The organism is Limnohabitans sp. DCL3 (genome assembly GCF_048019295.1).
Classification (GTDB): Bacteria; Pseudomonadota; Gammaproteobacteria; order Burkholderiales; family Burkholderiaceae_C; genus Limnohabitans_A.
Map to the genome: position 1 here is coordinate 3176487 of NZ_CP171842.1, position 25915 is coordinate 3202401.

Annotated in this window: 23 protein-coding genes and 1 riboswitch; of the genes, 13 read left to right on the plus strand and 10 right to left on the minus strand. The window is 60.4% G+C overall.

All coding sequences use genetic code 11. From position 1 onward, the window contains the following. Positions 1-24 precede the first annotated feature (24 nt). Positions 25-123: riboswitch (S-adenosyl-L-homocysteine riboswitch) on the minus strand. A gap of 113 nt (positions 124-236) precedes the next feature. Beyond that, entirely contained in the window at positions 237-983 is a 747-nt protein-coding gene (locus tag ACHEXK_RS14615; RefSeq protein ID WP_416547013.1) for a tyrosine-protein phosphatase, read from the plus strand. Here ACHEXK_RS14615 and ACHEXK_RS14620 read toward each other — a convergent pair whose 3' ends face one another. Together ACHEXK_RS14620 and queC are read right to left on the minus strand one after the other, a co-directional pair. Then, positions 984-2030, minus strand: coding sequence for a homocysteine S-methyltransferase family protein (locus tag ACHEXK_RS14620; RefSeq protein ID WP_416547014.1), 1047 nt, complete (start codon positions 2028-2030; stop codon positions 984-986). Between the two features lie 36 nt (positions 2031-2066). After that, positions 2067-2786, minus strand: a complete 720-nt coding sequence (gene queC, locus ACHEXK_RS14625) for a 7-cyano-7-deazaguanine synthase QueC (protein ID WP_416547015.1) — start codon at positions 2784-2786, stop codon at positions 2067-2069. A 413-nt stretch (positions 2787-3199) separates the two neighbouring features. Here queC and recQ point away from each other — a divergent pair, with 413 nt between their 5' ends. Further along, positions 3200-5083: a DNA helicase RecQ gene (gene recQ / locus ACHEXK_RS14630; RefSeq protein ID WP_416547016.1), complete on the plus strand. Its 1884-nt coding sequence runs from the start codon at positions 3200-3202 to the stop codon at positions 5081-5083. Here the strand turns inward: recQ and hppD are convergent, their stop codons facing one another. The 4 genes from hppD to ACHEXK_RS14650 form a co-directional block, all read right to left on the minus strand. Further along, the gene (gene hppD, locus ACHEXK_RS14635; protein WP_416547017.1) at positions 5084-6163 is read right to left on the minus strand and encodes a 4-hydroxyphenylpyruvate dioxygenase; all 1080 of its coding nucleotides are present in this window, start codon (positions 6161-6163) and stop codon (positions 5084-5086) included. 314 nt (positions 6164-6477) lie between these two features. Further along, positions 6478-7677: a CaiB/BaiF CoA transferase family protein gene (locus ACHEXK_RS14640; RefSeq protein WP_416547018.1), complete on the minus strand. Its 1200-nt coding sequence runs from the start codon at positions 7675-7677 to the stop codon at positions 6478-6480. Between the two features lie 8 nt (positions 7678-7685). Continuing rightward, entirely contained in the window at positions 7686-7946 is a 261-nt protein-coding gene (locus ACHEXK_RS14645; protein WP_416547019.1) for a DUF3297 family protein, read from the minus strand. 229 nt (positions 7947-8175) lie between these two features. Next, positions 8176-8454 carry a hypothetical protein gene (locus ACHEXK_RS14650; RefSeq protein WP_416547020.1) on the minus strand — a complete coding sequence of 93 codons (279 nt, stop codon included), beginning with the start codon at positions 8452-8454 and terminating at the stop codon, positions 8176-8178. 231 nt (positions 8455-8685) lie between these two features. Here ACHEXK_RS14650 and ACHEXK_RS14655 point away from each other — a divergent pair, with 231 nt between their 5' ends. From ACHEXK_RS14655 to ACHEXK_RS14665, 3 genes are all read left to right on the plus strand, one after another. Continuing rightward, a complete protein-coding gene (locus ACHEXK_RS14655; RefSeq protein ID WP_416547021.1) occupies positions 8686-10557 on the plus strand; it encodes an ATP-binding protein in 1872 nt (623 codons plus the stop codon). Continuing rightward, a complete protein-coding gene (locus ACHEXK_RS14660; RefSeq protein ID WP_416547022.1) occupies positions 10554-11294 on the plus strand; it encodes a response regulator transcription factor in 741 nt (246 codons plus the stop codon). Before ACHEXK_RS14655 ends, ACHEXK_RS14660 begins: the two co-directional genes overlap by 4 nt. Positions 11295-11458: 164 nt before the next feature. Then, the gene (locus tag ACHEXK_RS14665) at positions 11459-12712 is read left to right on the plus strand and encodes an Hsp70 family protein (protein WP_416547023.1); all 1254 of its coding nucleotides are present in this window, start codon (positions 11459-11461) and stop codon (positions 12710-12712) included. 108 nt (positions 12713-12820) lie between these two features. Here ACHEXK_RS14665 and ACHEXK_RS14670 read toward each other — a convergent pair whose 3' ends face one another. Further along, the gene (locus ACHEXK_RS14670; RefSeq protein WP_416547024.1) at positions 12821-15058 is read right to left on the minus strand and encodes an NADP-dependent isocitrate dehydrogenase; all 2238 of its coding nucleotides are present in this window, start codon (positions 15056-15058) and stop codon (positions 12821-12823) included. Positions 15059-15358: 300 nt separating this feature from the next. On the opposite strand from ACHEXK_RS14670, the gene ACHEXK_RS14675 reads away from it, so the two are divergent. After that, positions 15359-16072 (plus strand): YebC/PmpR family DNA-binding transcriptional regulator, encoded by a 714-nt coding sequence (locus tag ACHEXK_RS14675; protein ID WP_416547025.1) that lies wholly within the window; start codon positions 15359-15361, stop codon positions 16070-16072. Between the two features lie 28 nt (positions 16073-16100). Next, complete coding sequence (locus ACHEXK_RS14680) at positions 16101-16871, plus strand: alpha/beta hydrolase (RefSeq protein ID WP_416547026.1); 771 nt, start codon at positions 16101-16103, stop codon at positions 16869-16871. A gap of 5 nt (positions 16872-16876) precedes the next feature. On the opposite strand, the gene ACHEXK_RS14685 is transcribed toward ACHEXK_RS14680, so the two are convergent. Beyond that, positions 16877-17953: a 3-deoxy-7-phosphoheptulonate synthase gene (locus tag ACHEXK_RS14685; RefSeq protein ID WP_416547027.1), complete on the minus strand. Its 1077-nt coding sequence runs from the start codon at positions 17951-17953 to the stop codon at positions 16877-16879. Between the two features lie 46 nt (positions 17954-17999). Between ACHEXK_RS14685 and ACHEXK_RS14690 the strand changes: the two genes are divergently transcribed. After that, positions 18000-18467 carry a DUF3237 domain-containing protein gene (locus ACHEXK_RS14690; protein ID WP_416547028.1) on the plus strand — a complete coding sequence of 156 codons (468 nt, stop codon included), beginning with the start codon at positions 18000-18002 and terminating at the stop codon, positions 18465-18467. A 78-nt stretch (positions 18468-18545) separates the two neighbouring features. Here the strand turns inward: ACHEXK_RS14690 and ACHEXK_RS14695 are convergent, their stop codons facing one another. Then, positions 18546-19784, minus strand: coding sequence for an NAD(P)/FAD-dependent oxidoreductase (locus ACHEXK_RS14695; RefSeq protein ID WP_416547029.1), 1239 nt, complete (start codon positions 19782-19784; stop codon positions 18546-18548). Between the two features lie 72 nt (positions 19785-19856). On the opposite strand from ACHEXK_RS14695, the gene ACHEXK_RS14700 reads away from it, so the two are divergent. The 3 genes from ACHEXK_RS14700 (at position 19857) to ACHEXK_RS14710 (ending at position 23318) form a co-directional block, all read left to right on the plus strand. Further along, positions 19857-19991 (plus strand): hypothetical protein, encoded by a 135-nt coding sequence (locus ACHEXK_RS14700; protein WP_416547030.1) that lies wholly within the window; start codon positions 19857-19859, stop codon positions 19989-19991. A 435-nt stretch (positions 19992-20426) separates the two neighbouring features. Beyond that, complete coding sequence (locus ACHEXK_RS14705) at positions 20427-22298, plus strand: phosphoenolpyruvate carboxykinase (GTP) (protein WP_416547031.1); 1872 nt, start codon at positions 20427-20429, stop codon at positions 22296-22298. Between the two features lie 96 nt (positions 22299-22394). Beyond that, on the plus strand, positions 22395-23318 hold the full coding sequence (locus tag ACHEXK_RS14710) for a DMT family transporter (RefSeq protein WP_416547032.1): 924 nt from the start codon (positions 22395-22397) through the stop codon (positions 23316-23318). A 71-nt stretch (positions 23319-23389) separates the two neighbouring features. Here the strand turns inward: ACHEXK_RS14710 and ACHEXK_RS14715 are convergent, their stop codons facing one another. Next, the gene (locus tag ACHEXK_RS14715; RefSeq protein WP_416547033.1) at positions 23390-23860 is read right to left on the minus strand and encodes a hypothetical protein; all 471 of its coding nucleotides are present in this window, start codon (positions 23858-23860) and stop codon (positions 23390-23392) included. Between the two features lie 156 nt (positions 23861-24016). Between ACHEXK_RS14715 and ACHEXK_RS14720 the strand changes: the two genes are divergently transcribed. Both ACHEXK_RS14720 and ACHEXK_RS14725 read left to right on the plus strand, forming a co-directional pair. Continuing rightward, entirely contained in the window at positions 24017-24982 is a 966-nt protein-coding gene (locus tag ACHEXK_RS14720) for a LysR family transcriptional regulator (protein ID WP_416548964.1), read from the plus strand. After that, positions 24979-25839, plus strand: a complete 861-nt coding sequence (locus ACHEXK_RS14725) for a metallophosphoesterase (RefSeq protein ID WP_416547034.1) — start codon at positions 24979-24981, stop codon at positions 25837-25839. The genes ACHEXK_RS14720 and ACHEXK_RS14725 overlap by 4 nt, the downstream gene beginning before the upstream one ends. Positions 25840-25915 lie beyond the last annotated feature (76 nt).

Below are 25915 nucleotides of genomic sequence, written 5' to 3' on the forward strand. Positions count from 1 at the left end.
ACAGACACAGGCTCACCTTGGGGCTACAGGTGAGCGTCGTTGTGCAAAACAATCAGGAATTGAAGGCCCCAAGCCTGACCTGCGGCGCCTGAAAGGCGGCGGGCTGCAACGCTCCTTGGGAAGCTAGGGATTTTAACCGGAGGCCTGAAAGGGAAGATTGACCCCTTCTTTGCACCAAGATGACAGGTTGGCCGGTTTGTAAACCGCACAATGAGACCATCCCTCTTAAAACGTACATGACCCCTATACCCAATTCACTCGCCACCCTCCAAGGTGCCTCCAACTTCCGCGACGTCGGTGGTTACCTGACCGCTGACGGACAACGCGTGCGGCGTGGCCAGGTGTTTCGCTCGGACCATCTGGCCGGGCTGACCGCTGCGGATGTGGCGCGTTTGCAGGAACTGGGTGTAAGGCACAGCCTGGATTTTCGGGGCGTGGCCGAATACACCGCCACGCCTTACGCCATTGCAGGCGTCGAGCGCGTGGCCCTGACGATTGAGCCCACGGTGATCGCTCGCATGCAAGCCCTGGTAGCGCAGGGCGTGGTGCCCACCACTGAAGAAACCGTGGCGCTGATGTGCGAGACCTACCGCGATTTTGTGAACCGCAATGCGGACACGTACAGCCGGTTCATGAAGCATTTGCTGGAACAACCCACGCCGCAGGTGTTTCACTGCACCGCAGGCAAAGACCGCACCGGGTTTGCAGCAGCGCTGCTGCTCTCAGCATTGGGTGTCGACCGTGCCACCATCGAACACGATTACCTGCTCACCAACCAACTCTACAAACGCGATGCCCGGCTGGAAGGCCAGGGTCACCCGCATGTGATGAAGGTGTTGTGGCAAGTGCAACCCGAGTTTTTGAACGCGGCATTTGACGCGGTGGACACCCAACACGGCGGCATGCAGAACTATCTGCAGGGCGCAATTGGCCTCATCCCACAAGAGCTGGCAGAGCTCAAGCGGATGCTGCTGGAAGCCTGATCAGGCCGCTTCTTTGTAAAAGAAGCCGCCATGCACGTTGCGCGGCGCCAGCGGCCCCACAGCACGGCTGATCGCGCCGATGTGGTCTGGCGTGGTGCCGCAGCACCCCCCCACGATGTTGACCAGGCCTTCGGCCGCAAATTCGTGGATCAGGCGGCTGGTCACTTCGGGCGTTTCGTCAAAGCCCGTGTCACTCATGGGATTGGGCAGGCCGGCATTGGGGTAGCAGCTGATGAAGGTGTCGCCCGCGACCTTGTTCAGCTCTTGAATGTAGGGGCGCATCAGTGTGGCCCCCAAAGCGCAATTCAGGCCAATGGCCAGGGGTTGCGCGTGGCGCACGCTGTGCCAAAAGGCGGTGACGGTCTGGCCACTCAAGATGCGGCCCGAAGCGTCCGTCACGGTGCCGCTGATGATGAGGGGCAGACGCTCGCCACTGGCTTCAAAGAACTCTTCGATGGCGAACAGCGCGGCCTTGGCGTTGAGCGTGTCAAAAATCGTCTCGACCAGCAACACATCCGAGCCGCCTTCGACCAGCGCTTCAACCTGCTCGTAATAGGCCGCACGCAGTTCTTCAAACGTCACGTTGCGGGCACCGGCATCGTTCACGTCGGGGCTGATGCTGGCGGTCTTGGGCGTCGGGCCCAAAGCGCCGACCACAAAGCGCGGCTTGTCGGGCGTGGAGAACTTGTCGCAGGCAGCGCGCGCGATCTTGGCGGACTGCAAGTTCATCTCGCGGGCCAGGTCCTGCATGTCGTAGTCGGCCTGGGCCACCGTGGTCGCGCCGAAGGTGTTGGTCTCGATCAGGTCGGCGCCTGCGGCCAAATAGCCTTCGTGGATGTCGCGGATGACTTCGGGGCGCGTCAGGCTGAGCAGCTCGTTGTTGCCCTTGACGTCTTTGGGAAAGCCCTTGAAGCGCTCACCCCGGTAGTCGGCCTCGGACAATTTGAAGCGCTGGATCATGGTGCCCATGGCCCCGTCCAGGATGGCGATGCGGGTGTTCAGGATCTCGGGCAGCGCTTGGGCGCGGGTGTAAAAAGGGGCTTTCATAGCCCCTATTGTAAAAGTCCAAACTTCAGGCCTTGTTCAGGCTTTTTGAAAGCGCCCAAACCCCGAAGCCCTGAGCTGGCACGCCGGGCACTGGCCACAGCCGTAACCCCAGTCGTGGCGCTGGGTGCGGTCACCCAGATAGCAGGTGTGGGTGTGTTCCACGATCAAATCGACCAAGGCCTGACCGCCTTGCGTCGGGTCGGCCTTTTGGCCCAGATCATGGGCCAGCTGCCAGGTCTGGGCCTTGTCCATCCACATCAGGGGCGTTTCGATCAACAGTTTGCGGTCCATGCCCAGCGACAGAGCCACTTGCATGGCTTTCATGGTGTCGTCGCGGCAATCGGGGTAGCCCGAAAAATCGGTCTCGCACACGCCGGTGACGATGACCTGCAAACCCCGGCGATAAGCCAAAGCGGCGGCCAACGTGAGGAACAGCAGATTGCGCCCCGGGACAAAGGTGTTGGGCAGGCCCGAGCTTTCCATCTCGATGGCGGTGTCGCGGGTCAAGGACGTTTCGCTGATTTGGCCGAGGATGCCCGCGTCCAGCAAATGGTCCTCGCCCATTTTGGGGGCCCAGGCCGGAAAGCGGGCTTTGATCGCCGCCAACACGTTCAAGCGGGCATCCAGCTCGACTTTGTGGCGTTGGCCGTAGTCAAAGGCCAAGGTTTCGACACGTTCATAACGGCTCAAAGCGTGGGCCAGGCAGGTGGTGGAGTCTTGACCACCAGAAAACAGAACAAGGGCGGAGGTGTGCATGGGGTGGGATGGTAACGCTGTCCAAGCAGTTGTCGTCGCAGGGAGGGGCCCTGCGGGGCGCGTTTGGAAGGGGGCAACGGCGGGCTCCTCATGAGGCGGGGGTACGCCAAAATCGTCGCCCGCCGCCGCCCCCTTCCAAACGCTGGTGGTGATCGTCAGCCTTGCTGGTAATGACAGTTGTCCTCACTGGGGATACATGTTGGCCTTGGTGTTTTTGGCCGCGCAGCCCATGGTTTTGTGTGGGTGGGTGAGGGCAGGCACGGGGTGAAGATTTTGGCGTACCCCCGCCTCATGAGGAACCCTGTGCCCGCCCCCACCCACCCACTCAACACCCGCAAAAACTCAAACGCCACACCAAAAACCCAGCCGCCCAATAGCGGACAATCACCACTTCAAAAAACCATCCAAACCCAGTGTCCCCCCACCTCCCCATCCTGCGCGAAGTTTTTGGCTACGACGCCTTTCGCGGACCGCAGCAAGCCATCATTGACCATGTGGCCGCCGGGGGCGATGCGCTGGTGCTCATGCCCACGGGCGGGGGCAAATCGCTTTGCTATCAAATTCCGGCCATTGCGCGCCAACGCGCGGGCCATGGCATCACCGTCGTCGTCTCGCCGCTGATCGCGCTGATGCACGACCAGGTGGGCGCGCTGCACGAAGCGGGCGTGAGCGCCGCCTTCCTCAACTCCACCTTGACGAGCGAAGAAGCGTCTGACATCGAGCGCCGCCTGCTGCGCGGCGAGATCACCCTGCTGTATGCCGCGCCTGAGCGCGTGACCCACCATCGGTTTTTGGCGCAAATGGATTCACTGCTCGAGCGCGGGCTGCTCAGCCTGTTTGCCATCGACGAAGCGCATTGCGTGAGCCAGTGGGGCCACGACTTCCGGCCCGAATACCGGGGCCTGACGGTGCTGCACGAGCGCTACCCGAGCGTACCCCGTGTGGCCCTCACGGCCACGGCCGACGCCCTGACCCGCGCCGACATCGTCGAGCGGCTGCAACTGGACGGCGCCAAGTTGTTCATCAGCAGCTTTGACCGGCCCAACATCCGCTACACCATCGTCGAGAAAAAAGAGGCCAGCACCCAGCTGCTGCGCTTCATTGAGCGGGAGCATCCTGAAGAAGCGGGCGTGGTGTACTGCCAATCGCGCAAGCGGGTCGAAGAGATCGCGGCCATGTTGTGCGAGGCGGGCATTCATGCGCTGCCCTACCACGCAGGCTTGGATGCGGCCGTGCGCCAGCGTCACCAAAACGAATTTTTGCGCGAGGACGGTGTGGTGATGGTGGCCACCGTGGCCTTTGGCATGGGCATTGACAAGCCCGATGTGCGCTTTGTGGCGCACCTGGACATGCCCAAAAACATCGAAGGCTATTACCAAGAAACAGGCCGCGCAGGGCGCGATGGCCTGGCGTCAGATGCGTGGATGGCCTATGGCCTGCAAGACGTGGTGAACCAGCGCCGCATGATCGACGAAAGCCCGGCGGGTGAAGAATTCAAGCAGGTCATGCGCGGCAAGCTCGATGCGCTGTTGGCGCTGGCCGAGGCCACGGACTGCCGCCGTGTTCGGTTGCTGAAATATTTTGACGAAACCTATTCAGGGCCATCAGACACGGAACCAGGCGTTTACATGCCCTTTTGTGGCAACTGCGACAACTGCCTGAATCCGCCCGAAGTGTGGGACGGCACCGATGCGGCGCGCAAACTGCTGTCCACCGTGTACCGCTGTCACCAAGCCAGCGGCCACAGCTTTGGCGCGGCGCACACCATGGACATCGTGCGCGGCAAGAAAACCGAAAAAGTGGTGCAACGCGGCCACGAGAGCATCAGCACCTTTGGTGTGGGGGCCGAGTACAGCGAGCAGCAACTGCGCGCCGTGATGCGGCAGTTGATCGCCATTGGCGCGCTGCATGTGCACACGGAAGACGGTTTCAGCACCCTGCACCTGACCGAAGCCTCGCGCGCCGTGCTCAAAGGCGAGGTGCCGGTGCAACTGCGCGAGAGCACCAGCCAACGTGCCGACAAACGCACACGCAGCCGCAGCGCCCCATCACCCGCAGCCGCTAACCTGGGGCAAGACGCGATGGTGCGCTACATCAACCTCAAGGCCTGGCGCGCCGAAGTGGCCAAAGAACACAACCTGCCCGCGTATGTGATCTTCCACGACGCGACCTTGGCCGCGATTGCCGAGGCCGCACCCCAAAGCCTGGCGCAGCTGCAAGGCATCAGCGGGCTGGGCGTCAAAAAGCTCGAAGCCTATGGCCCGCAGGTGCTGCGGGTGTGCAACGGGGCCGACTGATCAGGCCTCCACCTGAATCGCCCCACGCCGAATCTGGTCACGCTCCAGGCTTTCAAACAGGGCCTTGAAGTTGCCTTCGCCAAAGCCTTCGTCGGCTTTGCGCTGGATGAATTCAAAGAACACGGGGCCGAGCAGCGTTTGGCTGAAGATTTGCAAAAGCAAACGCTTTTCGCCATGGGCGGTGGAGCCGTCCATCAAAATGCCGCGTGCTTGCAGCTGGGCCACCGGTTCGCCATGGCCCGGCAGGCGTTCTTCGAGCATCTCGTAATAGATGTCATTGGGCGCGGTCATGAGGGGGATGCCGGCCATCTGCAAGGCATCGACGCTTTTCAAAATGTCGTCGGTCAAGAGCGCGATGTGCTGGATGCCTTCGCCGTTGAATTGCATCAAGAACTCTTCGATCTGGCCACCGGTCTTGCCCGACTCTTCGTTGAGCGGGATGCGGATCATGCCGTCGGGCGCCATCATGGCCTGGCTGGTCAGACCCGTGTACTCGCCCTTGATGTCGAAGTAGCGAATCTCCTGAAAGTTGAACAGCTTTTCGTAAAAACCACGCCAGTAGGCCATGCGCCCTTTGTAGACGTTGTGCGTCATGTGGTCGATGCGCTTGAGACCATGGCCCGGCGGGTGGCGGTCAACGCCATCGATGAATTCAAAATCGATGTCGTAGATGCTTTTGCCGTCTTCAAAACGGTCGATCAAATACAAAGGCGCGCCGCCAATGCCTTTGATGGCGGGCAGGCGCAGCTCCATGGGGCCGGTGGGCACATCGACCGGTTGTGCGCCCAGTTCGAGGGCTCGCGCATACGCCAGGTGCGAGTCTTTGACGCGAAACGCCAGCGCACAAGCGCAAGGGCCGTGCTCGGCGGCAAAGTAACCCGCCAGGCTTTTGGGCTCGCGATTGACGATGAAGTTGATGTCGCCCTGGCGGTACAACACCACGTCTTTGGATCGGTGTTTGGCCACCAGCGAGAAACCCATCTGCTCGAACAGCGGCTCCAGGGTGTTGGGAGTGGGGGATGCGAACTCAACGAACTCGAAGCCGCACAGGCCCATGGGGTTGTCAAACAAATCGGTCATGTGAATCTCCAGCAGTGAACGGGACCGCGCTGCAGGATGAGCGCGACCCGAATTGAAATCGGTCAAACAAAAAGGCGTTTTGTAGGTTGGACCTTCGGGTCCGACGTGGTGGCGGTTGAGGCCCCACGTGTCGGAGCTGAAGCTCCGACCTACAAGAAAAGCTTCAAGCCTGCGGCGGCGCGCAAGGCTTGCCCCGCGTGCTGCGCGCGAGGTGGATGCCGAAAATCAAGACCTGGATGGACATGGGGTGGGATCGTCGTCGCTGGCGCTCGGTGTGTCAAGCACTGAAACCCTGATCGCAGAGGCCCAGCCTTTCAAGCGACCGCTTGGATGCTGCGCAAGTGGGCAATCTCTGCCGCACTCAGGCCCAGGGCTTGCAGCAGCGCGTCGGTGTTCTCGCCTTGCTTGGGCGGCTGGTGGCGCACACCCAATCGATGTCCACCCATGGTGAAGGGCAACAGGGCAGCGGGTGCGGTCTGCCCCGCTTTGGGGCCATCGGACAGGCGAACATCGGCCAAACCACCGGTCGCTTGCAGGTGCGGGTCGTCAAACAGCTCTTCGGGTTTGACGATGGGCGCAAAGGGCAGACCGGCTTTTTCAAAAATGGCGGTCAGCTCGGCGGCCGTGAATGCAGCTAAGCGGCGGCGCAGATCCGGCATCAACTCGGCACGCAAAGAGACGCGCGCATTGTTGCTGCTGTAGCGCGCATCGGCTTTCAGATCGGCGAAACCCAGCACGTCGCAAAAAGTGGCCCACTGTGCATCGCTCACGGCCGCCAAAAAAATTTGCTCGCCATTCTTGACGGTGAACACGTCGTACACCGCCCAAGCCGAGATGCGGTTGGGCATGGGCTCGGCCGCTTTGCCGGTGATGGCGTACTGCAGCATGTGCTGGCCCACCAAAAACACGTTGTTCTCGAACAAAGCCGATTGGATCTCTTGCCCGCGCCCCGTGATGCCGCGCTGGATCAATGCACCCAACACCCCAATCGCGCCGAACATGCCGCCCATGATGTCGTTCACGCTGGTGCCTGCGCGCAGCGGGTCGCCGGGACGACCCGTCATGTAGGCCAGGCCGCCCATCATCTGCACCACTTCGTCGAGTGCCGTGCGGTGGTCGTAGGGGCCGGGCAGAAAACCCTTGAGACTGGCGTAGATCAACTTCGGATGCTGGGTCGACAGACTGACGTAGTCCAGAGCGTACTTGGCCATGGTGCCGGGCTTGAAGTTCTCGGCCACCACGTCTGCGGTGGCGCACAGGCGGCGCGCGACCTCGGCCCCCTCTGGGCTTTGCAGGTTGATCTGGATGCTCTTTTTGTTGCGGTTGAACATGGGGAAAAAACCCGCACCCGAACCCAGCAAGTGCCTGGTGCGGTCCCCCTCAAGGGGCTCGACCTTGATGACCTCGGCCCCCATGTCGGCCAACACCATGCCGCAAGTCGGCCCCATGACCATGTGGGTGAACTCGACAACGCGCAGGCCTTCGAGCGGGAGTTTTCCGGCAGGGGCATGCATGTGCAGACTCAACGGTAAAACGCTTCGACCTTGCCCTTGAGCTTGATGAGCAAAGGTTGACCCTTGCGGTCCAGCGTTTTGCCAGCCGGCACACGCACCCAGCCTTCGCTGATGCAGTATTCCTCAACGTCAGTGCGGTCCTTGCCGTTGAATCGAATGCCGATGTCGTGCTCGAACACGGCGCGCACGTGGTGCGGGCTGCGAACGTCAATCGAGAGGCGGTCGGGCAGGGCTGGGCGGGCAGAAGCGTCGGTAGAGATGTCGGTCATGGCATTGATTTTTTTGAACCTACCGAATCTATACCAAAAAACCATGGGTTTTTCAGTTCTGAGGTCACCATGCCAAGCCCAAGTGTGAACGGGTGCGCACGCATCGACACTCGCGCGGCCAAACGTCAGTCCTTTTGAAACCGTGTGCGCCCTTTGCTTTTCTCACCTGATCAGAGCCAGGGCCAGGTGGACGGCCCGGCTGTTGTGCTGAATCCGCACCTTGTCGGATTCAGCGGCGGTTGAAGTATTGACGCATTTCGGCCAAGGTTTGAGATTCCTTGTGCTTGATCATTCCGATTCTGGGCGTGTTGCTCGGAAAAATATCTTCTTGGGTCAAGTTGTACTTTTCCATCACCGCCATGATTTCTGTTGTCCCTTGCTCAATGGCCTTCTGACGCAATCGCGCATGCTCCAAATCCAGGTCCATTTTTTTCAACATTTCCATGGACTGGGTGATTTTGAGATCGAGCTCTGCTTTTTGCTGCTCAAGTTGTTTCAGTGAGGTCATGCTGAAGGTCCCAGATGATGGATGGAGAAGATGCGGCGAAATTTAACAGCCACACCTGCGTGAACCCACATCAAAAATCATGAAAACCCACAGATGCTCACAGCTCCGAGCCGACCTGCTCTGTGTTGGCGACAAATGCTCACAGTTGCTCTCGGTTTGGGGCCGTAATTTCGCTTGAATTGGCAAAGATCTGCTTTTTGTCGTATCCAGCTTCTATGATCCGTGGCATCTATGAAACGCTTGTGCTGTCTTTTGCTGCTGTTGTTTTTACAACTGTCCTTGCATGCCGGGCAGGAGCACTATGTACTTGAAACCGCTTATTTCCACGATGAGCAGCAACAACATACTCTTGAGAGCGCGCTGACGCAGACCTTCCAACCCTATCAAGGTCAACTGCGCCTTGGCTTTATCGAGGGTGAAACATGGATACGCATTCGACTCCAAGCCCGCCCATCGCCTTCATCGGCTGTGTCGGCCACTCCTCTGGTTTTCAGAGTTGGGCCTTATTCGCTGGACAGCTTGACTTTCTACCAAAAAAAAGACGACCAATGGACCTCGCAACATGGCGGCGAGTTACAAACGCCCAAGAAAAAGTATTGCATTGAACTGCAGCATTGTTTTGAATTCAGTGGGTCAAATACCGGCGCGAACTTCGCCTATTTGAAGGTGCAAACGACTGCCGTTCGGATTGTGCGCACCGATGTCATGTCGGCGGATGAGGCAGAGCAGTCATCGATCGCGGCCATCAAAAGCGTCAACACCGCGCTGAACCTTTCCATCGCCTTGTTGATTCTTTCCGTGTTGTTTTTCATCTTCGAACGCTCAAAGCTGTTGCTGGTTTTTTGCGGTTTCCAAACGGCAGTTGTGCTGGCGATTTGCGCTTTTTCTGGCGTTTTGCCCCAAGGATGGTCGCTGATGTGGGGGATCAATTCCAACACCTTGGCGGGTTTTGCACTGGTGATGCGAACGGCGATGACGGTGCTGTTGGCGTGGGTGGTGGTTGCTGCTTACAAACCCAGTCCGATCTATGACTTAGGGGTGGCCGCTGCGCTCGGGGTCTGTGGTTTGAATCTTTTGCTCGTTGTGTCTGGGCTTGAAACCGAGGCGGGCTTGTCAAACTATGTTGTCGGTTTTCTCAGCCCCTTCATTCAAATCTGGGGGGCGAGAACCGTTCGTGAACCCATGCCAGGGCGCTGGATTTTCACGGCGGGATGGGTGACTTTTTTGCTCATCATTGTGATGGGTTTCCCCTACAGTCTGGGCCTTCAAGACTGGCGCGACCAATACAACCTGGTGCAGTCCAGTGGTGACTTGCGACTCAACGGGGTGTCAATTGGCATCGTTGTTTTCTGGCTGGTGGCCAGCCAAAAAATCAGCCGCAGCAAAAATGAACTGCTGGAACTTCAAGCCTTGCAGATTCAAGCGGCCGAGTCCAAGGTCCACGAAGAAGGATTAAGAGAACGCCGCGAGTTGATTGACATGCTGACGCACGAGTTGAAGACGCCGCTGAGCACCATCAAATTTGCAATGGCATCGCTCAAACGGATGGCGCAGGCCCACGGTGAATCTACGGAACGGGTGCAGCACATCCATGCCTCGGTCGAGCGCATGGACGCCATGATCGAACATGTGGCCTTGTCCAACAAAATTGAACGCATGCAGGCGCATGGCGCGGAAGAAACCGTCTCGGCGCACGAATTGATGAGCGTGGTGATGCAGGAATACCGCGAGCCCGATCGTTTTGATCTGGACATTCAGGACGATGTCGCGTTCCGTGCGGCACCCCATTTTTTGGCCTTGATCATTGAAAACTTGGTGAGCAACGCGGTGAAATACGCCGCCGAGGGGCCCATCAGAATCCGCATCCAGGAAGAAGCCGACAACACCACGTGTTTTCGCATCAGCAACCGCGTGGCGGCTGAAAATCACCCGGATGAGGCGCGTTTGTTTGAGCGTTACTACCGCCATCCCAGTTTCCAGAACAGCCCGGGTATGGGCATTGGCCTGAGTCTGGTGAACTCCGCGGCGAAAAAAATGGGCGCTCGGGTGCATTACCAAAAAATAGACCAGGATGTGGTTTTTGAAGTGAGGTTTCCCCGTTGAACGACTTGCCCCGTGACCCCCGCGATGCGCCCTGGCCTTTGGTCCTGGCCCTGGTAGAAGACGACCGCTTGCTGCGAGAAGAAATCGAAATCCATTTGAGGGCGCACGGTTTTGATGTACACGCGGCCAACAGCGCCTCGGGCCTGGATGATCTGAACGCCCGCATTGCCTTTGACCTCTACCTGATCGACCTGAATCTGCCCGGTGAAAATGGCCTGAGCTTGTGCCGGCGTGTGCGCCAGTCACGTCCCGATGCGGGCATCGTGATCATGACCGCCAGAGTGGCTTTGAATGACCGAATTGCGGGTTACAAGCAAGGTGGCGCAGACCTGTATTTGACCAAACCGGTATCGCCGGATGAGCTGGTTTTGGTGTTGATCAGTTTGGGCCGCCGTCTGAAACCAACACAAACGGCGAACGAGTGGTCGCTGAGTTTGCGAGATCGCACCTTGTTGGGTCCTGGACTCGTGCAAAAGCTGCGCTTGACCAGCAAGGAGAAAACCATTCTGTTGGCCCTTGTTCAGGCCAAAGACAACACACTGGAGTCTGGCGTGTTGTGTGACTTGTTTGCCGACGAGGACGATGACACCTTGATGAGCAAGCATGCACTGGAGGAGTTGATTGCCCGTTTGCGCAAGAAATTCAAAAGCGTCCAGGCCGCTGGCGATGAGCCCGCCATCAAATCGGTTTGGGGCGTGGGTTATCAGTTGTGCGTACGCATCCAATTTGTCCATTGAGTTGTTTCCTTGATCCTCGCATGCGCTCAATCGACAGGGCGACATCGAACCATTGTCTTATCGGGAGCAAGACACCACGCATGGTGGCAAAATCCCCGGTCTTCGTGGTCTGACTGTTCTGTCGGGCACCCGCAATGTCACCGTCGGCTTCTGTCTTTCCCCTCATGACCTCTTCTCCCGCCGGCACACTCGGCATCGATTTCGGCACGTCCAACTCCGCCATGGCCTGGCTCGGCCCACAAGGTAGCGCCCGCCTCATCGCCCTAGAAGGCGAAGCCTTGGCCATGCCCACGGCCGTTTTCTACAACGCCGAGGACGGCAGCACGCATTTCGGGCGCGACGCGCTCACGCATTACCTGGAGGGAACCGAAGGGCGTTTGATGCGCTCGCTCAAGAGCCTGTTGGGCAGCCCGCTTTTGATGGAGACCACGCAAATTGGCCACCAGCAGATCAGCTTTCAGGACATCATTGGCACCTTTTTGGCCACCCTGCGCGAGCGCGCGGCCCAAAGCCTGGGCCAAGCACCGCGCCGTGTGGTGATGGGCCGCCCGGTGCACTTTGTGGACGACGATCCTGAAAGGGATGCACAAGCCGAGGCGTCACTGCGACAAGCCGTGCAGTCGGTGGGATTTGACGAGGTGTCTTTCCAACTGGAGCCCATTGCAGCAGCCCTCGATTACGAGCAGCGACTGACGCGCGAAAGCACTGTGCTGGTGGTTGACCTCGGAGGCGGTACATCGGACTTTACGGTCGTGCGCCTAGGGCCCGAACGCAGGGTGCGGCAAGACCGCAGTGCAGATATTCTGGCCACGACGGGCGTGCACATTGGTGGCACCGACTACGACCGGCAACTCAACCTGGCCCAAGTCATGCCACTGCTGGGTTACAAACACATCGGACCGGAGCACCGGGAAGTGCCCAGCCGGGTGTTTTTTGACCTGGCCACTTGGCACCTGATTCATTGGCAATACCAGCCCAAAGCCATCGCACACGCCAAAACGCTGCGCAGCAACTACCGCGAGCCACATCTGCACGACCGCCTGATGCGGGTGCTGACCGAGCGCTTCGGTCACCTGTTGGCGCACGAGGTCGAACAAGCCAAAATCCGCTGCTCGGTGAACAAAGCCGATACCGGCATGGATTTGTCGCTCATCGAAAGCCACTTACAAGCCCGCATGGGCGTGGCCGACATGCAGGCGCATTTGCAGGATTTGCTGGCCCGCACCGTGGCCTGTGCCCGCGAATGTGTACAACGCGCCAACTTGACCGGTGCGTCGCTGGACGCGATTTACCTCACGGGTGGCTCATCGGCCTTGAGCACCTTCCAACAAGCCCTACAGGCCGAATTTGCAGGTGTGAAAGTCGTGGAAGGCGATTTGTTTGGCGGTGTCGCATTGGGCTTGGCCTACAGCCAATGAACCCATGAAAAAAGCCACTCAGGCAGCACCTGAATGGCTTTGGGTTCAGCGCCACGTGGGCACTGCGCTCAGCGGCTCAGCGGTACAGACCGCTGAGCCCACTTCACATCAGGCCTTCACCGCAGACAGCGCGGCATTGAAGGTGGCACTGGGGCGCATGATCGTGGCCAACTTGGCTTGGTCCGGCATGTAATAGCCACCAATGTCGACCGGCTTGCCCTGCACGGCGTTGAGCTCGTCCACGATCTTCTTTTCACCGTCGGTCAAGGCTTTGGCCAAAGGTGCGAACTGGGCTGCCAGCTCGGCATCGTCGGTCTGCGCGGCCAGCTCCTGCGCCCAGTACATGGCCAAATAGAACTGGCTGCCGCGGTTGTCCAACTGACCGGTCTTGGGAGAAGGGTTCTTGTTGTTGTCGAGCAGCTTGCCAGTTGCAGCGTCCAAGGTTTTGGCCAAAACGACGGCCTTTTTGTTGCCGGTCTTCAGGCCCAAGTCTTCGAACGACACGGCCAAAGCCAGGAACTCGCCCAAAGAATCCCAACGCAAGTGGTTTTCTTCCACCAGCTGCTGCACATGCTTGGGCGCAGAGCCGCCTGCACCGGTTTCGTACATGCCGCCGCCGGCCATCAAAGGCACGATGGAGAGCATCTTGGCCGAGGTGCCCAGCTCCATGATGGGGAACAGGTCGGTCAGGTAGTCGCGCAAGATGTTGCCGGTGGCGCTGATGGTGTCCAAACCGCGCACCACGCGCTCCAGGGTGTAACGCATCGCACGCACTTGGCTCATGATCTGGATTTCCAAGCCGGCCGTGTTGTGCTCATGCAGGTACATCTTGACCTTGGTGATCAGCTGGGCTTCGTGCGGACGGTACTGGTCGAGCCAGAACACCACCGGCATGCCGGAATTGCGCGCGCGGGTGACGGCCAACTTGACCCAGTCACGGATCGCAGCGTCTTTGACTTGGCACATGCGCCAGATGTCACCGGCTTCCACCTCTTCACTCAGCAGCACTTCACCGGTGTTGATGTCGGTGATGTTGGCCACGCCGTCTTCTGAAATTTCAAACGTCTTATCGTGCGAGCCGTATTCTTCGGCTTGCTGGGCCATCAGGCCCACGTTGGGCACTGTGCCCATGGTCTTGGGATCGAACGCACCATGCCATTTGCAGAAGTTGATCATCTCCATGTAGATGCGTGCAAAGGTCGACTCGGGCATCACGGCCTTGACGTCTTTCAGGCGGCCGTCAGCCCCCCACATCTTGCCGCCGTTGCGGATCATGGCAGGCATGGACGCGTCCACGATCACGTCGTTGGGCGAATGGAAGTTGGTGATGCCCTTGGCCGAGTCCACCATGGCCAGCTCAGGGCGGCCTTCGTGGCAGGCGTGCAGGTCCCGCTTGATTTCGTCTTGCTTGGACTGGGGCAATGCGGTGATCTTGCTGTACAGATCGGCCATGCCGTTGTTCACGTTCACACCCAACTCTTCGAACAGCTTGGCATGCTTGGCAAACGCGTCTTTGTAGAAGATCTTCACGCAATGGCCAAAAACGATGGGGTGCGACACCTTCATCATGGTGGCCTTGACGTGCAGCGAGAACATCACGCCGGTTTTGTGGGCGTCTTCGATTTCTTTTTCGTAGAACTCGAGCAAAGCTTTCTTGCTCATGAACATGCTGTCGATGACTTCACGGTCGAGCAAAGACACTTTGGGCTTGAGGATGATGGTCTTGCCACTCTTGGTGATCAGCTCCATCTTGACGTCACGGGGGCGGTCCAAGGTCATGGACTTTTCGCCGTGGTAGAAATCGCCAGCGTGCATGTGCGAGACGTGTGAACGCGAGGCTTGGCTCCACTCGGCCATGCTGTGGGGGTTCTTGCGGGCGAATTCTTTGACGGCGCGCGGCGCGCGGCGGTCCGAGTTGCCTTCGCGCAAAACAGGGTTCACGGCCGAGCCGGTGCACTTGTTGTAGCGGGCCTTCAAGGCCTTTTCTTCGTCGGTTTTGGCGTTTTCTGGGTAATCGGGCAAGGCATAGCCTTTGCCCTGCAACTCTTTGATGGCGGCGGTCAACTGGCCCACGGAGGCACTGATGTTGGGCAGCTTGATGATGTTGGCAGCGGGGTTGAGCGTCAGTTTGCCCAGCTCGGCCAAGTTGTTGGGCACGCGTTGCTCGGCGGGCAACAGGTCTGAAAACTCACCCAAAATGCGGGCCGCCACCGAGATGTCACTTTCAGCCACTTCGATGCCTGCGGGCGCTGCGAAGGTCCGAATGATGGGCAAAAACGAGGCTGTGGCCAACAAGGGGGCCTCGTCTGTCAGGGTGTAAATGATCTTGGATTTGTCTGCAGCCATGGGTACTCTCTTTTCTCGTTATCAAGATGTGTCTCAAAGAACACGGCGTCCGGCGGTGCGTCGAACGGATTCAGAAAAACCGCCTTTATAAGGTGGTTTAGCCCGTGACTTTATCTCAAAAGCCCCCCCGTTTGACTGACAAAAAGACGCGCTCAGCACAGCACCACCCAGCCCCCCAGGCCGAGTGCGCCCGGGCGATTAAACTCAAACCCTTTAGATTCGTGCCAAACCCTGGTATTTGGTACCCAATTGACCCGGTCCGTGCCTTGTCTGCACCGACACCAACCTAGGAACACACCCATGGGCGCGCAATGGAAAGCCAAAGGCAAAGCACAGGCCGCAGACGCACGAGGCAAATTGTTTGGCCGCCTGGCCAAGGACATCATGATCGCGGCCCGCAACGGCGCAGACCCGGCCGCCAATTCGCGCCTGCGCCTGGTGGTGGAACAGGCCCGCAAAGTGTCCATGCCCAAGGAAACACTGGAGCGCGCCATCAAGAAAGGCGCGGGCCTGCTGGGCGACGCCGTCAGCTTTGACCGCGTCATTTACGAAGGCTTTGCGCCGCACCAAGTACCCGTGATGATCGAAGTGTTGACCGACAACGTCAACCGCAGCGCCTCAGAAATGCGCGTGCTCTTTCGCAAAGGCCAGCAGGGCACTTCGGGCTCTGTCTCATGGGACTTTGACCATGTGGGCTTCATCGAGGCCGAGCCGGCCCAAGCCGGGGCGGATGCCGAACTGGCCGCCATCGAAGCCGGTGCGCAAGACTTTGAGCCCGCCGATGAAGACGGCGTGACCGTGTTCATCACCGAAGCAACCGACCTGGACCTGGTCAGCCGCGCCCTGCCCGAGCACGGCTTTTCCGTGGTGTCGGCCAAGCTGGGCTACAAACCCAAGAACCCGGTCGACCCGGCCAACCTGAGCGCCGAACAGCTCGAAGAAGTTGAAGCCTTTTTGGGCGCGATCGACAACAACGACGACGTGCAGAACGTGTTTGTGGGCCTGGCAGGCTGAAGCCCGTAAAACCGACTGAAATCCGGGCATGAAGCACCTGCTGATCGCTGTTTTATTCGCCTTGAACGGTCTGGGGGTTCAAGCCCAAGCGCAAATGACCCCACTCGACATCGGTCGGGGCGATGCCCGTTTGCCCATTTTTGTCATGACACAGCCGGACGCTGTGGCCACCGTGATCCTGCTGCCTGGGGGCGATGCCGGCAGCGGCAAAATCGTCGATGGCCAGCCCAGCAGCAAAAACTTTCTGGTCCGTTCGCGCGGGCTGTTTTTTGCCGAAAAATTCAATGTGCTTGTGGCGTTTCGTGCCACTGACTTGCCCGGCCTGGACTACGACTACCGCGTCAGCGCCCCCCATGTGCAGGAGCTGGCCGCGGTGATTCGACACGCGCGCCAACTCAGCCCGGCACCGGTCTGGCTGATCGGCACCAGCCGAGGCACCGTGTCCGGCACGGCCGCTGCGATTGCGTTGCCCCAAGGCATGGTGCAAGGCCTGGTGCTCACCTCCAGCGTGACGTCCAAGAAGCCCGGGGCCATCGCCACGCAAGCCATTGGCAAGATCAGCGTGCCCACACTGGTGGTGCACCACAAGCTCGATGCCTGCAAAATTTGCGTGCCCTCCGAAGCGGCCCGCATCACCGACGGGCTCAAGTCCGCCCCGTTCAAAAAATTCCTGATGCTCGACGGGGGCGCCGACCCGATCGGCGACCCCTGCGAAGCCCAGCACTGGCACGGCTTCATCCACCACGAAGCCGAAACCGTCCAACAGATCAGCCGGTGGATCCAGTCACCCCAGAACTGAGGCGTTCAAGCTGACAAGCGCCGCCGCTGTTGCACCGCCTGCGCCAGCGCTTGCAGCACGGGCACGGTCTGCGCAAAGCTGATGCAGGCGTCGGTGATCGACACACCGTATTGCAAAGCTTGGCCGGGTTGTTGATCTTGCCGGCCTTCGTTCAGATGGCTCTCGATCATCAAGCCCATGATGCGGCGCTCGCCGCCCGCCACTTGCGCGGCCACATCGTGCGCGACTTCGATCTGCTTGGCGTGTTGCTTGCTGCTGTTGGCGTGCGACACGTCCACCATCACCTGCGGCGCAATGCCTGAGGCTTGCAGCGCCTTGCAGGCGGCATCCACGTCGCTGGCCGCGTAGTTGGGCGTTTTGCCGCCGCGCAAGATGATGTGCACGTCTTGGTTGCCGCGTGTCTCAAAAATCGCGGCCTGGCCCATCTTGGTCATGCCGATGAAGGCGTGTGGCGCCTTGGATGCCACCACCGCATCGGCCGCCACTTTGACGCCGCCGTCGGTGCCGTTTTTGAAACCCACCGGGCACGACAGGCCGCTGGCCAGTTGGCGGTGGCTCTGGCTTTCGGTGGTGCGCGCGCCGATCGCGCCCCAAGTGACCAGATCGCTGATGTACTGCGGGCTGAGCAAATCCAAAAACTCGGTGGCCACAGGCAAACCCAAGTCGAGGATGTCCAGCAAGAGTTTGCGGGCCATCTCCAGCCCCTGGTTCATGGCAAAGCTGCCGTCCAGGTGCGGGTCGTTGATGTAGCCCTTCCAGCCCACGGTGGTGCGCGGTTTTTCAAAATACACACGCATCACGAGGTGCAGGTCTTGGGCGTGCTGCTGTGCTTCGGCCTTGAGCAGCCTGGCATAGGCGATGGCTTGGTCATGGTCGTGGATAGAGCAGGGGCCAACGACCACCACCAAGCGGTCGTCTTGGCCCTGCAAGACGTTCGAGATGTCCTGGCGCGAACGCTCGACCAGCGCCAGATGCGCGGGCGATGCGGGCAAACGTTCTTCAAGCAGCGCGGGCGTCAAAAGGGGGCGCACCGAGGCGATGCGGGTGTCGTCGATGCGGGTTTTGTCTTGGGTGGAAAGCATGTCTCAAGTCACCTGATAATTCAGGGCAAGTTTATAGGGAACCCCCATGACACTGCCCCCACCACAACTTGAGCACGTTGGCGATTTGGCCGTGACCATCGCCCAGCCGGTTGAAGTCGGCCACACGCCCGCCGGTTTGCGCCGCATGATTCCCATCACAGGCGGCACAGTGACCGGCCCTCGGCTGAACGGCAGGGTGTTGGCCGGCGGCGCCGACTTCCAACTGATTCTGGCCGGCGGCACGCAAGCGCATTTGGATGCCCGTTACGTGATCGAACTGGATGACGGCACGCGCGTGTTCGTGCAAAACACCGCGCTGCGCGTGGCGTCTCTGGACAATTCTCAGCGCATCATGAACGGTCAACCGGTCAACCCCGACGAAGTCTACTTTCGCTGCCAGCCCAAGCTGGAGGCCACGGCACCTCAGTGGGCTTGGCTGAGCGAGAGCCAATTCATTGGCACCGGACGGCGTGCGCCCGACGGTGTTTTTTTGAGTTTTTACCGGGTGCTCTGATCACAGGGGTACTCCCGCTGAGTTGACATCACGCAACGCCCTGCGCCGGCGCAGAGCACTTGCAAGGTCCGAGACAACTCAGACAAAACGCGCTGGCGAATACGGCCGTGGATCGATCCAGGTCTGGCGACCCTCGACCATTTCGGCCAACAAACGCCCGGCCACAGGCCCCAGGGTGAAACCTTGGTGCCCATGGCCGAAGTTGAACCACAGCCCCTTGTGATGCGGCGCAGGCCCCATCACAGGCAACATGTCGGCGGTGCAGGGGCGCGCGCCCAGCCACGGGGCCTCGGGCAAAGGCTCACCCATATCCACCAATTCGCGGGCCAACACTTCGGCCTTGGCCAGTTGAACCGGCGTAGCGGGTGCATCCATGGGCGCAATTTCAGCGCCCGTGGTCAGGCGCAGACCGCGCTGCATCGGGGCCAGCACATAGCCGCGCTCCGCATCGAGCACAGGTTGCTGCAGCGGCACGGGCGCGGTGTAGTGCTGGTGGTAGCCACGCTTGATGAAGAGCGCAAAGCGGTAACCCAAGGAGCGGATTGCGCCATCGGCCCAAGGGCCCAAAGCCAGCACCGCTTGCTCGGCCTCCAAATGGCCTTCGGTGGTCTGCACCGCCCAACCTTGCCCACGGGCCTGCAAACGAGTCGCATCGGCCACCACTGAACGTCCGCCTCGGGCCACAAACAAGTCGGCATACCGTTGGACCAACGCCCCTGGTGCGTTGACAGCCCAAGGTTCCAGCCAGTGCACTGCGCCTGCAAGCGACCGGTGCAAAGCAGGCTCTGCCAATGCCAGATCGGCGGTGTTTTCCACGTGGTAACGCACGCCAAAGCGGTCATGCAAATCCATCGCCCGTTGTGCAGCGTCCTCCAGCGCTTGGGGCGTTCTGAATACAAAACGAAACCCTTGCCGCTTGACCAAATCATCGGCCCCAGCAGCAGCCACCAGCAAACCGTGCTCTTCGGTGGCATGCGCAATCAGGCGGCTGTAGGCTTCAGTGGCTCGGGCATGGTGCGCGGGGCGGGAGTGGTCCCAATAGGCCAGCAAGGGGCGCGCCATTTGCCACAGCCCCCGTGGATGCCAGTGGACATCCGCGCCCCGTCGCAAGGCCGAATTGAACAAAAAGCGGGGCTCTCGCGCAAAGGCATAGGGTTCGACCGCCTCGCGCTGGATCAGGCCCGCATTGCCAAAAGAGGTTTCTTGGCCCGGCCCCCGCCGGTCCACCAGCGTCACCTCATAGCCGCGTTGTTGCAAGTGCAAAGCGGTGCAGGTGCCGACCATGCCGGCGCCTAAAACGAGGATGGAAGATGCCATGCTGTAAGTATAGAGAGGGCAAGGGCGGCCGCGCTTGGCTACAATAGCCGCATTCTTGTATTGGGGAACCTCATGTCCGCTCACCACGACACACACACATCTGATGATCCCGTTGAAAACGTGGTCAAGCACATTCCTGTCGTCATTCCTGCCGCTGGTGCTGTGCTGATTTTCTTGTTGGCTTTCATTGCCGTCTTCATGGCTTGAGCCTTGATGGATTCCGCGGTGCGCTGTTCGCAGCCGCACCCCTTTGGCCTGAACCCGCAACAGCCTGCGCTTTGCGGGTTTTTTGTTGGCTTTTTTGTGACAAATAGACCCGCTCCCAGAAGGCTGCCCACGCTGCGATAGAGGCCAGCCAAGCGGGACCACACGTCGGCAACCGCTGACGGACAGCCGCCGTCGCCCGGCGATCAACCCTCCGTCATGTCCGCGCCCTCGTGTTATGCATTTTTTGCATAGATATAAAGGGGTTTTGCGCACCACTGACAGGCACGCAACAGGATGGCTCCCTAAAATCAAACCCCCGCAGGTTACCAAGCAGTTACAGCAACCTGGCAAGGCACTGAGCCAGCGAACCTGCCGTTTTTTCAAAGCCCCTGCCCAGGGTTTTTGAAAAAACGATTTTTAAACTTGGAGCCTCCCATGAACTCACCCGCAATGCAGGGCGTCAGCAGCCTGAACACCCCTGCGTACGTCAAGCACGCAAAACTGATCGCCTGGGTCGCCGAAATGGCCGCCCTGTGCAAGCCCGCCGACATTTACTGGTGTGACGGTTCACAAGATGAATACGACCGCCTGTGCGCAGCATTGGTGGCAGCCGGCACCTTCAAAAAGCTCAACCCCGCCAAGCGCGCCAACTCGTTCCTGGCTTGCTCCGACCCTTCAGACGTGGCCCGCGTGGAGGACCGCACCTACATCTGTTCGGCCCAAAAAGAAGATGCCGGCCCCACCAACAACTGGATGGAACCCGCGCAAATGCGCGCCACCTTGAACCCACTGTTTGACGGCTGCATGGCTGGCCGCACGATGTACGTGGTGCCTTTCTCCATGGGCCCATTGGGGTCGCACATCAGCCACATCGGCATCGAGCTGACCGACAGCGCCTACGTCGCCGTCAACCAAAAAATCATGACCCGCATGGGCAAGGCCGTGTTTGACGTGCTGGGCACCGATGGCGAGTTCGTGCCCTGCATGCACACCGTGGGCGCCCCCTTGGCCGCTGGCCAAAAGGACACGACCAGCTGGCCTTGCAACCCCACCACCAAGTACATCGTGCACTACCCTGAGACGCGCGAGATCTGGTCTTACGGTTCGGGCTACGGCGGCAACGCGCTGCTGGGCAAGAAATGTTTTGCGCTGCGCATCGCCTCCAACATGGGCCGCGAACAAGGTTGGCTGGCCGAACACATGCTCATCCTGGGCGTGACCAACCCCGAAGGCAAAAAATACCACGTCGCAGCAGCGTTCCCCAGCGCCTGCGGCAAAACCAACTTCTCGATGCTGGTGCCACCCAAGGCCTTTGAAGGCTGGCGCGTCACGACCATCGGCGACGACATCGCTTGGGTCAAGCCCCACGCCGACGGCAAGATGTACGCCATCAACCCCGAAGCCGGTTACTTTGGCGTGGCCCCCGGCACCAACATGAAGACCAACCCCAACTGCATGCTGAGCCTGCACAAGGACGTGATCTTCACCAACGTGGCCCTGACCGACGACGGTGACGTGTGGTGGGAGGGCATGGAAAAAGACACGGGCTCTTTGCCCGATCACCTGATCGACTGGCAAGGCAAGGACTGGACACCCCAGATCGCCAAGGAAACCGGCGCCAAAGCCGCTCACCCCAACGCCCGCTTCACCGTGGCCGCGACCAACAACCCCGCGCTTGACCCCGCCTGGGACGACGCTGCCGGCGTGCCGATCGACGCTTTCATGTTCGGCGGCCGCCGCTCGACCACCGTGCCCTTGGTGACCGAAGCGCGCAGCTGGACCGAAGGTGTCTACATGGCCGCGACCATGGGGTCAGAAACCACCGCCGCCGCCTTTGGCGCACAAGGTGTGGTGCGGCGTGACCCCTTTGCCATGCTGCCTTTCTGCGGCTACAACATGAGCGACTACTTCCAGCACTGGCTGGACACCGGTGCCAAGGCGCAGGCCGCTGGCCACAAGCTGCCCGCCATGTACTGCGTGAACTGGTTCCGCAAAGGCGAAGACGGCGCGTTCGTGTGGCCCGGCTACGGCGACAACATGCGCGTGCTCAAGTGGATGATCGACCGACTCGAAGGCAAAGCCGCTGGCCAAGACACCCTGTTCGGCGTGGCCCCCACTTACGGCGAAATCACTTGGACCGGCCTGGACTTCAGCGCCGAGCAGTTCGAGGCCGTGACCAGCATCGACCCGGCTGCTTGGCAAGCCGAGTTCAAACTGCACGACGAGCACTTTGCTCAGCTGAGCTACCACCTGCCCCAGGCACTGCTGGCCACCAAGTCGGCATTGCAGGCCAAGCTCGCCGCTTAAATTTCGGCCCTGTCGCGCGCCAACAGCGCGGCACAAAAAAACCGCCTCGGCATCAAGCCGAGGCGGTTTTTTCTGGGCGGCACAATCGACGCACTCATGCCTTTGCTGAACACCCCCGAATCCCGAGAACGCCGAGCCCTTTGGCTCTTGTGGGTCACGCCGGCCCTGTGGTCCGTCAATTACGTCGTGGCCCGAACCGCGCCAGGCGTGGTGGAGCCGCACATGCTGGCTTTGGGGCGTTGGGCTTTGGCGGGCTTGGTGGTGGGCTTCATCGCGCGCAGTGAACTCTGGCGCGAGCGCCGCAGCACCTTGGCGCACGCGTGGCAGTACCTGGTGCTGGGTGCATTGGGCATGCTCGTTTGCGGGGCCTGGGTGTACGAAGGCGCGCAAACCACCAGCGCCATGAACATCGCCTTGATTTATGCGGCCTCGCCGGTGCTGATCGCTTTGGCGGCGGTGCTCTGGCTGGGCGAGCGGTTTTCCTGGCGGCAAGGCTTGGGCGTGTTGATCGCCATGTCTGGCGTTTTCCATGTTGTGGTCAAAGGTCAATGGGGTGCCTTGGGCCAAGTGCAATGGATTGCTGGCGATGGCTGGATTGTGCTGGCCATGGTCTCGTGGGCCGGTTTTGCTTTGCTGCAAAAGAAATGGCCCAGCCCGCTGAGCGCCACGGCCCGTTTGGCCGCCATCTGTGCAGGCGGTGTGCTGGTGCTTTTGCCCTTTGCCGCTTGGGAATGGCACCAAGCTACGACGCCCGTTTGGAGCTGGAACGCCACGCTTTTGGTGGTGGTCGCTGGGCTGATTCCCGGTGTGGGCGCGTATTGGGCCTATGGTTTTTGCCAGAAAGTACTGGGCGCCAGCCGGGTTGCCGCCAGCCTGTACCTGGGACCCTTGTACGGTGGCCTGACGGCATGGGCGGTGCTGGGTGAGTCTTTGGGCTGGCACCATGTGGCGGGGGCGGCCTTGATTTTGCCCGGCATCTACCTGGCGTCCAAGCCGACACCGGTCAAAGCTGTCACGTGAAAAGCAAAAGGCCTCCGAATGGAGGCCTTCGCGTGAACAGGTGCACAAGGCGCCTGCATCTTGAACAGAGATTAGATGTAATAAAGGCGGTTTTTGACCATGCGCGCTGCGCGGCGTGTCATGTACGTTGTGAGGTCTGCGGCTGGCGTTTGGTCGTCCTCGGCGCGGTCCATCGCGGTTTGCAGATCGGTCATCAACCGGCTGTCGCTTTGGGCCATGGCCCACAAACGCTCATCGGCGCGCCGACGGGCCACATGGGCTGACCAGCTGTCCAGCCCGGCCATCAGGTTTTGCGCCAACAGGCGACTGACACCGCGCAGTGCGGCAATGGCCACCACCGCCACCACCCACAGCGCCAGCCAGGCGGCCAGCACATGGGTGTCGGCCCAGTCGTCGATCAGGTGGTCTGCCAAGACCACCAGCGCAGCGACGCCAGCGGCCAACATCCAAGTGGCCAAGCTGTGTGCGGATGTGCGGGGCGCAGCGTTGGCGGCGTGGATGGTGGGCACTTCGCCCAAAACAGATTTGGTGGTGGTGTTCATTTTGAATTCCCTTGTTGGATACTTTGGGGTTTTGACAGTTCAAAACCAGCAAGTTTGGCCAATCTTAGGGTTTTTACCCATGCGATTCAACTTTATATTCATGATGGCATTCATTCATAATGGTGATATATAACAGGTGATTGCTTGAACCCATCCATACCGGCCTCTTTTCGCACACTCGACCTGAACTTGCTTCGGATCTTTGACGAAGTCATGGCCGAGCGCAGCCTGACGCGTGCGGCCCACAACCTCTCGCTGACCCAACCGGCCGTGAGCAACGCCGTTCGCCGCCTGCGCGACGCACTGGACGATGAACTGGTTCGACGGCATGGCCACGGCATTGAGCCCACGCCCCGTGCGCTGGCGCTGTGGCCCTGCGTGCGCGAGGCGCTGCGCCAGCTGCAAGAGGCCATCGTGCCCAGCACCTTTGTTCCGCATGAGGCGCGCAATACGCTCATCTTGGCCATGGCCGATGCCACGGCCGCAGAGCTCATGGGCGGTTTGGCGCGCCAATTGCAAACCGACGCGCCGGGCATTTCACTGCGTGTGGTGCCATTGACCACGCGCGACCCGCGCGGCCTGCTCGCCGATGGGGTGGCCGACATCGCACTGGGTTACTTCCCCGCCGTGCTGACCGATCTGACCGGGCGTGCACAAGCGGGGGAAGCCGTGTCTTTTGAGCACCAGCGCCTGTACGCGGGTGAATACGTCTGCGTGATGCGGCAGGGCCACCCCATGGCGGACCTGCCCATGACGCTCGACGCCTATTGCGCAGCCCGGCATTTGCTGGTGAGCTTTTCGGGCCGCCCCTATGGTTTTGTCGATGAAGCCCTGGCCACCATCGGGCGCCAGCGCCGCATCGTGCTCACGGTGAACCAGTTTTTCACGGCCGGGCAAGTGGTGGTCAACTCCGACCTGCTCACGGTGCTGCCGCGCCACTTTGTCCCCACCACGGGCATGGGTGACCAACTCGTGCTGCGCGAATTGCCACTGGACGTGCCCCCTGTGCAGGTGGAGGCGCTGTGGCACCGCCGACAACAACACGACAGCGCGCACCAATGGCTGCGCGCGCAACTGCTGCAGGTGGCGCAGGCTGCGTTTTCGGCCGAGGCGGTGAAATGAACATCCAACTGCTTTCCGACCTGCACTTGGAGTCCAACCCCGCCTTCATGCCCACCCCTGCGCAAGGTGCCGATGTGCTGGTGTTGGCGGGCGACATTGGCTCGTACCAAACCCACTCCGCGCTCAGCGCCACAGGCGATACCGACTTTGGTCTGCAACGATTTTCTCCAAAGCACGGCTGGCCCACGCCGGTGCTGTTTGTGCCCGGCAACCACGAATACGACGGGCTGGACTTCGACGCAGCACATGCCCGCCTGCAAGACACCTGCGCCCGACTGGGCATCACTTGGCTGGAGCGGGAGGTGCTGCAGTTGGACGGCGTGCGCTTTGTGGGCACCACATTGTGGAGCGACTTTGATGCACTCGGGCCACTGGCAGGACAAGCCCTGCCGCAGAAAATTCCCGCGCACTTCAGTCACCCCAACAGCCCGTACAGCCGCCACCTCAAAGCCCGAGACAAAGCCTTCCGGGCCGCCAACTATTACTTGCGCAAAACCCTCACCACACGCCACGGCGCGCCCTGGCTGGCCGAGGGCATGCGCGAACAAGCCCTGCAATGCCAGGACTGGCTGAGCCAAGCCCTGAACACACCGTTTGATGGCCCCACCGTGGTGGTCACGCACTTTGCGCCCAGCTTGCACAGCGCAGACCCTCGCTACGGCCGTGTCCCTGGCACGGCAGGGTTTTGCAACGCACTGGACCATTGGCTGCCCCAGGCTCAGCTGTGGTTACACGGTCATTTGCACTGCGCCAGCGACTACATCCAGCATGGTTGCCGCGTGGTGGCCAACCCCTTGGGCTACGCCCGCAAAAACGAGCAGGTGCAATTCAAGGCCCAAGGCACATGGGCCATTTGAGTGCCTGGACCTTTGCGAACACGTTGGCAGGGCCCCACCTGGGCAAGCCCCTGTTTTCATGACCTAAGTCAAGGCC

Coding starts and splice junctions, on each gene's coding strand:
- ACHEXK_RS14615 (WP_416547013.1), top strand. CDS start 237: ATGACCCCTATACCCAATTCACTCGCCACCCTCCAAGGTGCCTCCAAC.
- ACHEXK_RS14620 (WP_416547014.1), bottom strand. CDS start 2,030: ATGAAAGCCCCTTTTTACACCCGCGCCCAAGCGCTGCCCGAGATCCTG.
- queC (WP_416547015.1), bottom strand. CDS start 2,786: ATGCACACCTCCGCCCTTGTTCTGTTTTCTGGTGGTCAAGACTCCACC.
- hppD (WP_416547017.1), bottom strand. CDS start 6,163: ATGACCGATTTGTTTGACAACCCCATGGGCCTGTGCGGCTTCGAGTTC.
- ACHEXK_RS14640 (WP_416547018.1), bottom strand. CDS start 7,677: ATGCATGCCCCTGCCGGAAAACTCCCGCTCGAAGGCCTGCGCGTTGTC.
- ACHEXK_RS14645 (WP_416547019.1), bottom strand. CDS start 7,946: ATGACCGACATCTCTACCGACGCTTCTGCCCGCCCAGCCCTGCCCGAC.
- ACHEXK_RS14650 (WP_416547020.1), bottom strand. CDS start 8,454: ATGACCTCACTGAAACAACTTGAGCAGCAAAAAGCAGAGCTCGATCTC.
- ACHEXK_RS14655 (WP_416547021.1), top strand. CDS start 8,686: ATGAAACGCTTGTGCTGTCTTTTGCTGCTGTTGTTTTTACAACTGTCC.
- ACHEXK_RS14665 (WP_416547023.1), top strand. CDS start 11,459: ATGACCTCTTCTCCCGCCGGCACACTCGGCATCGATTTCGGCACGTCC.
- ACHEXK_RS14670 (WP_416547024.1), bottom strand. CDS start 15,058: ATGGCTGCAGACAAATCCAAGATCATTTACACCCTGACAGACGAGGCC.
- ACHEXK_RS14675 (WP_416547025.1), top strand. CDS start 15,359: ATGGGCGCGCAATGGAAAGCCAAAGGCAAAGCACAGGCCGCAGACGCA.
- ACHEXK_RS14680 (WP_416547026.1), top strand. CDS start 16,101: ATGAAGCACCTGCTGATCGCTGTTTTATTCGCCTTGAACGGTCTGGGG.
- ACHEXK_RS14685 (WP_416547027.1), bottom strand. CDS start 17,953: ATGCTTTCCACCCAAGACAAAACCCGCATCGACGACACCCGCATCGCC.
- ACHEXK_RS14690 (WP_416547028.1), top strand. CDS start 18,000: ATGACACTGCCCCCACCACAACTTGAGCACGTTGGCGATTTGGCCGTG.
- ACHEXK_RS14695 (WP_416547029.1), bottom strand. CDS start 19,784: ATGGCATCTTCCATCCTCGTTTTAGGCGCCGGCATGGTCGGCACCTGC.
- ACHEXK_RS14700 (WP_416547030.1), top strand. CDS start 19,857: ATGTCCGCTCACCACGACACACACACATCTGATGATCCCGTTGAAAAC.
- ACHEXK_RS14705 (WP_416547031.1), top strand. CDS start 20,427: ATGAACTCACCCGCAATGCAGGGCGTCAGCAGCCTGAACACCCCTGCG.
- ACHEXK_RS14710 (WP_416547032.1), top strand. CDS start 22,395: ATGCCTTTGCTGAACACCCCCGAATCCCGAGAACGCCGAGCCCTTTGG.
- ACHEXK_RS14715 (WP_416547033.1), bottom strand. CDS start 23,860: ATGAACACCACCACCAAATCTGTTTTGGGCGAAGTGCCCACCATCCAC.
- ACHEXK_RS14725 (WP_416547034.1), top strand. CDS start 24,979: ATGAACATCCAACTGCTTTCCGACCTGCACTTGGAGTCCAACCCCGCC.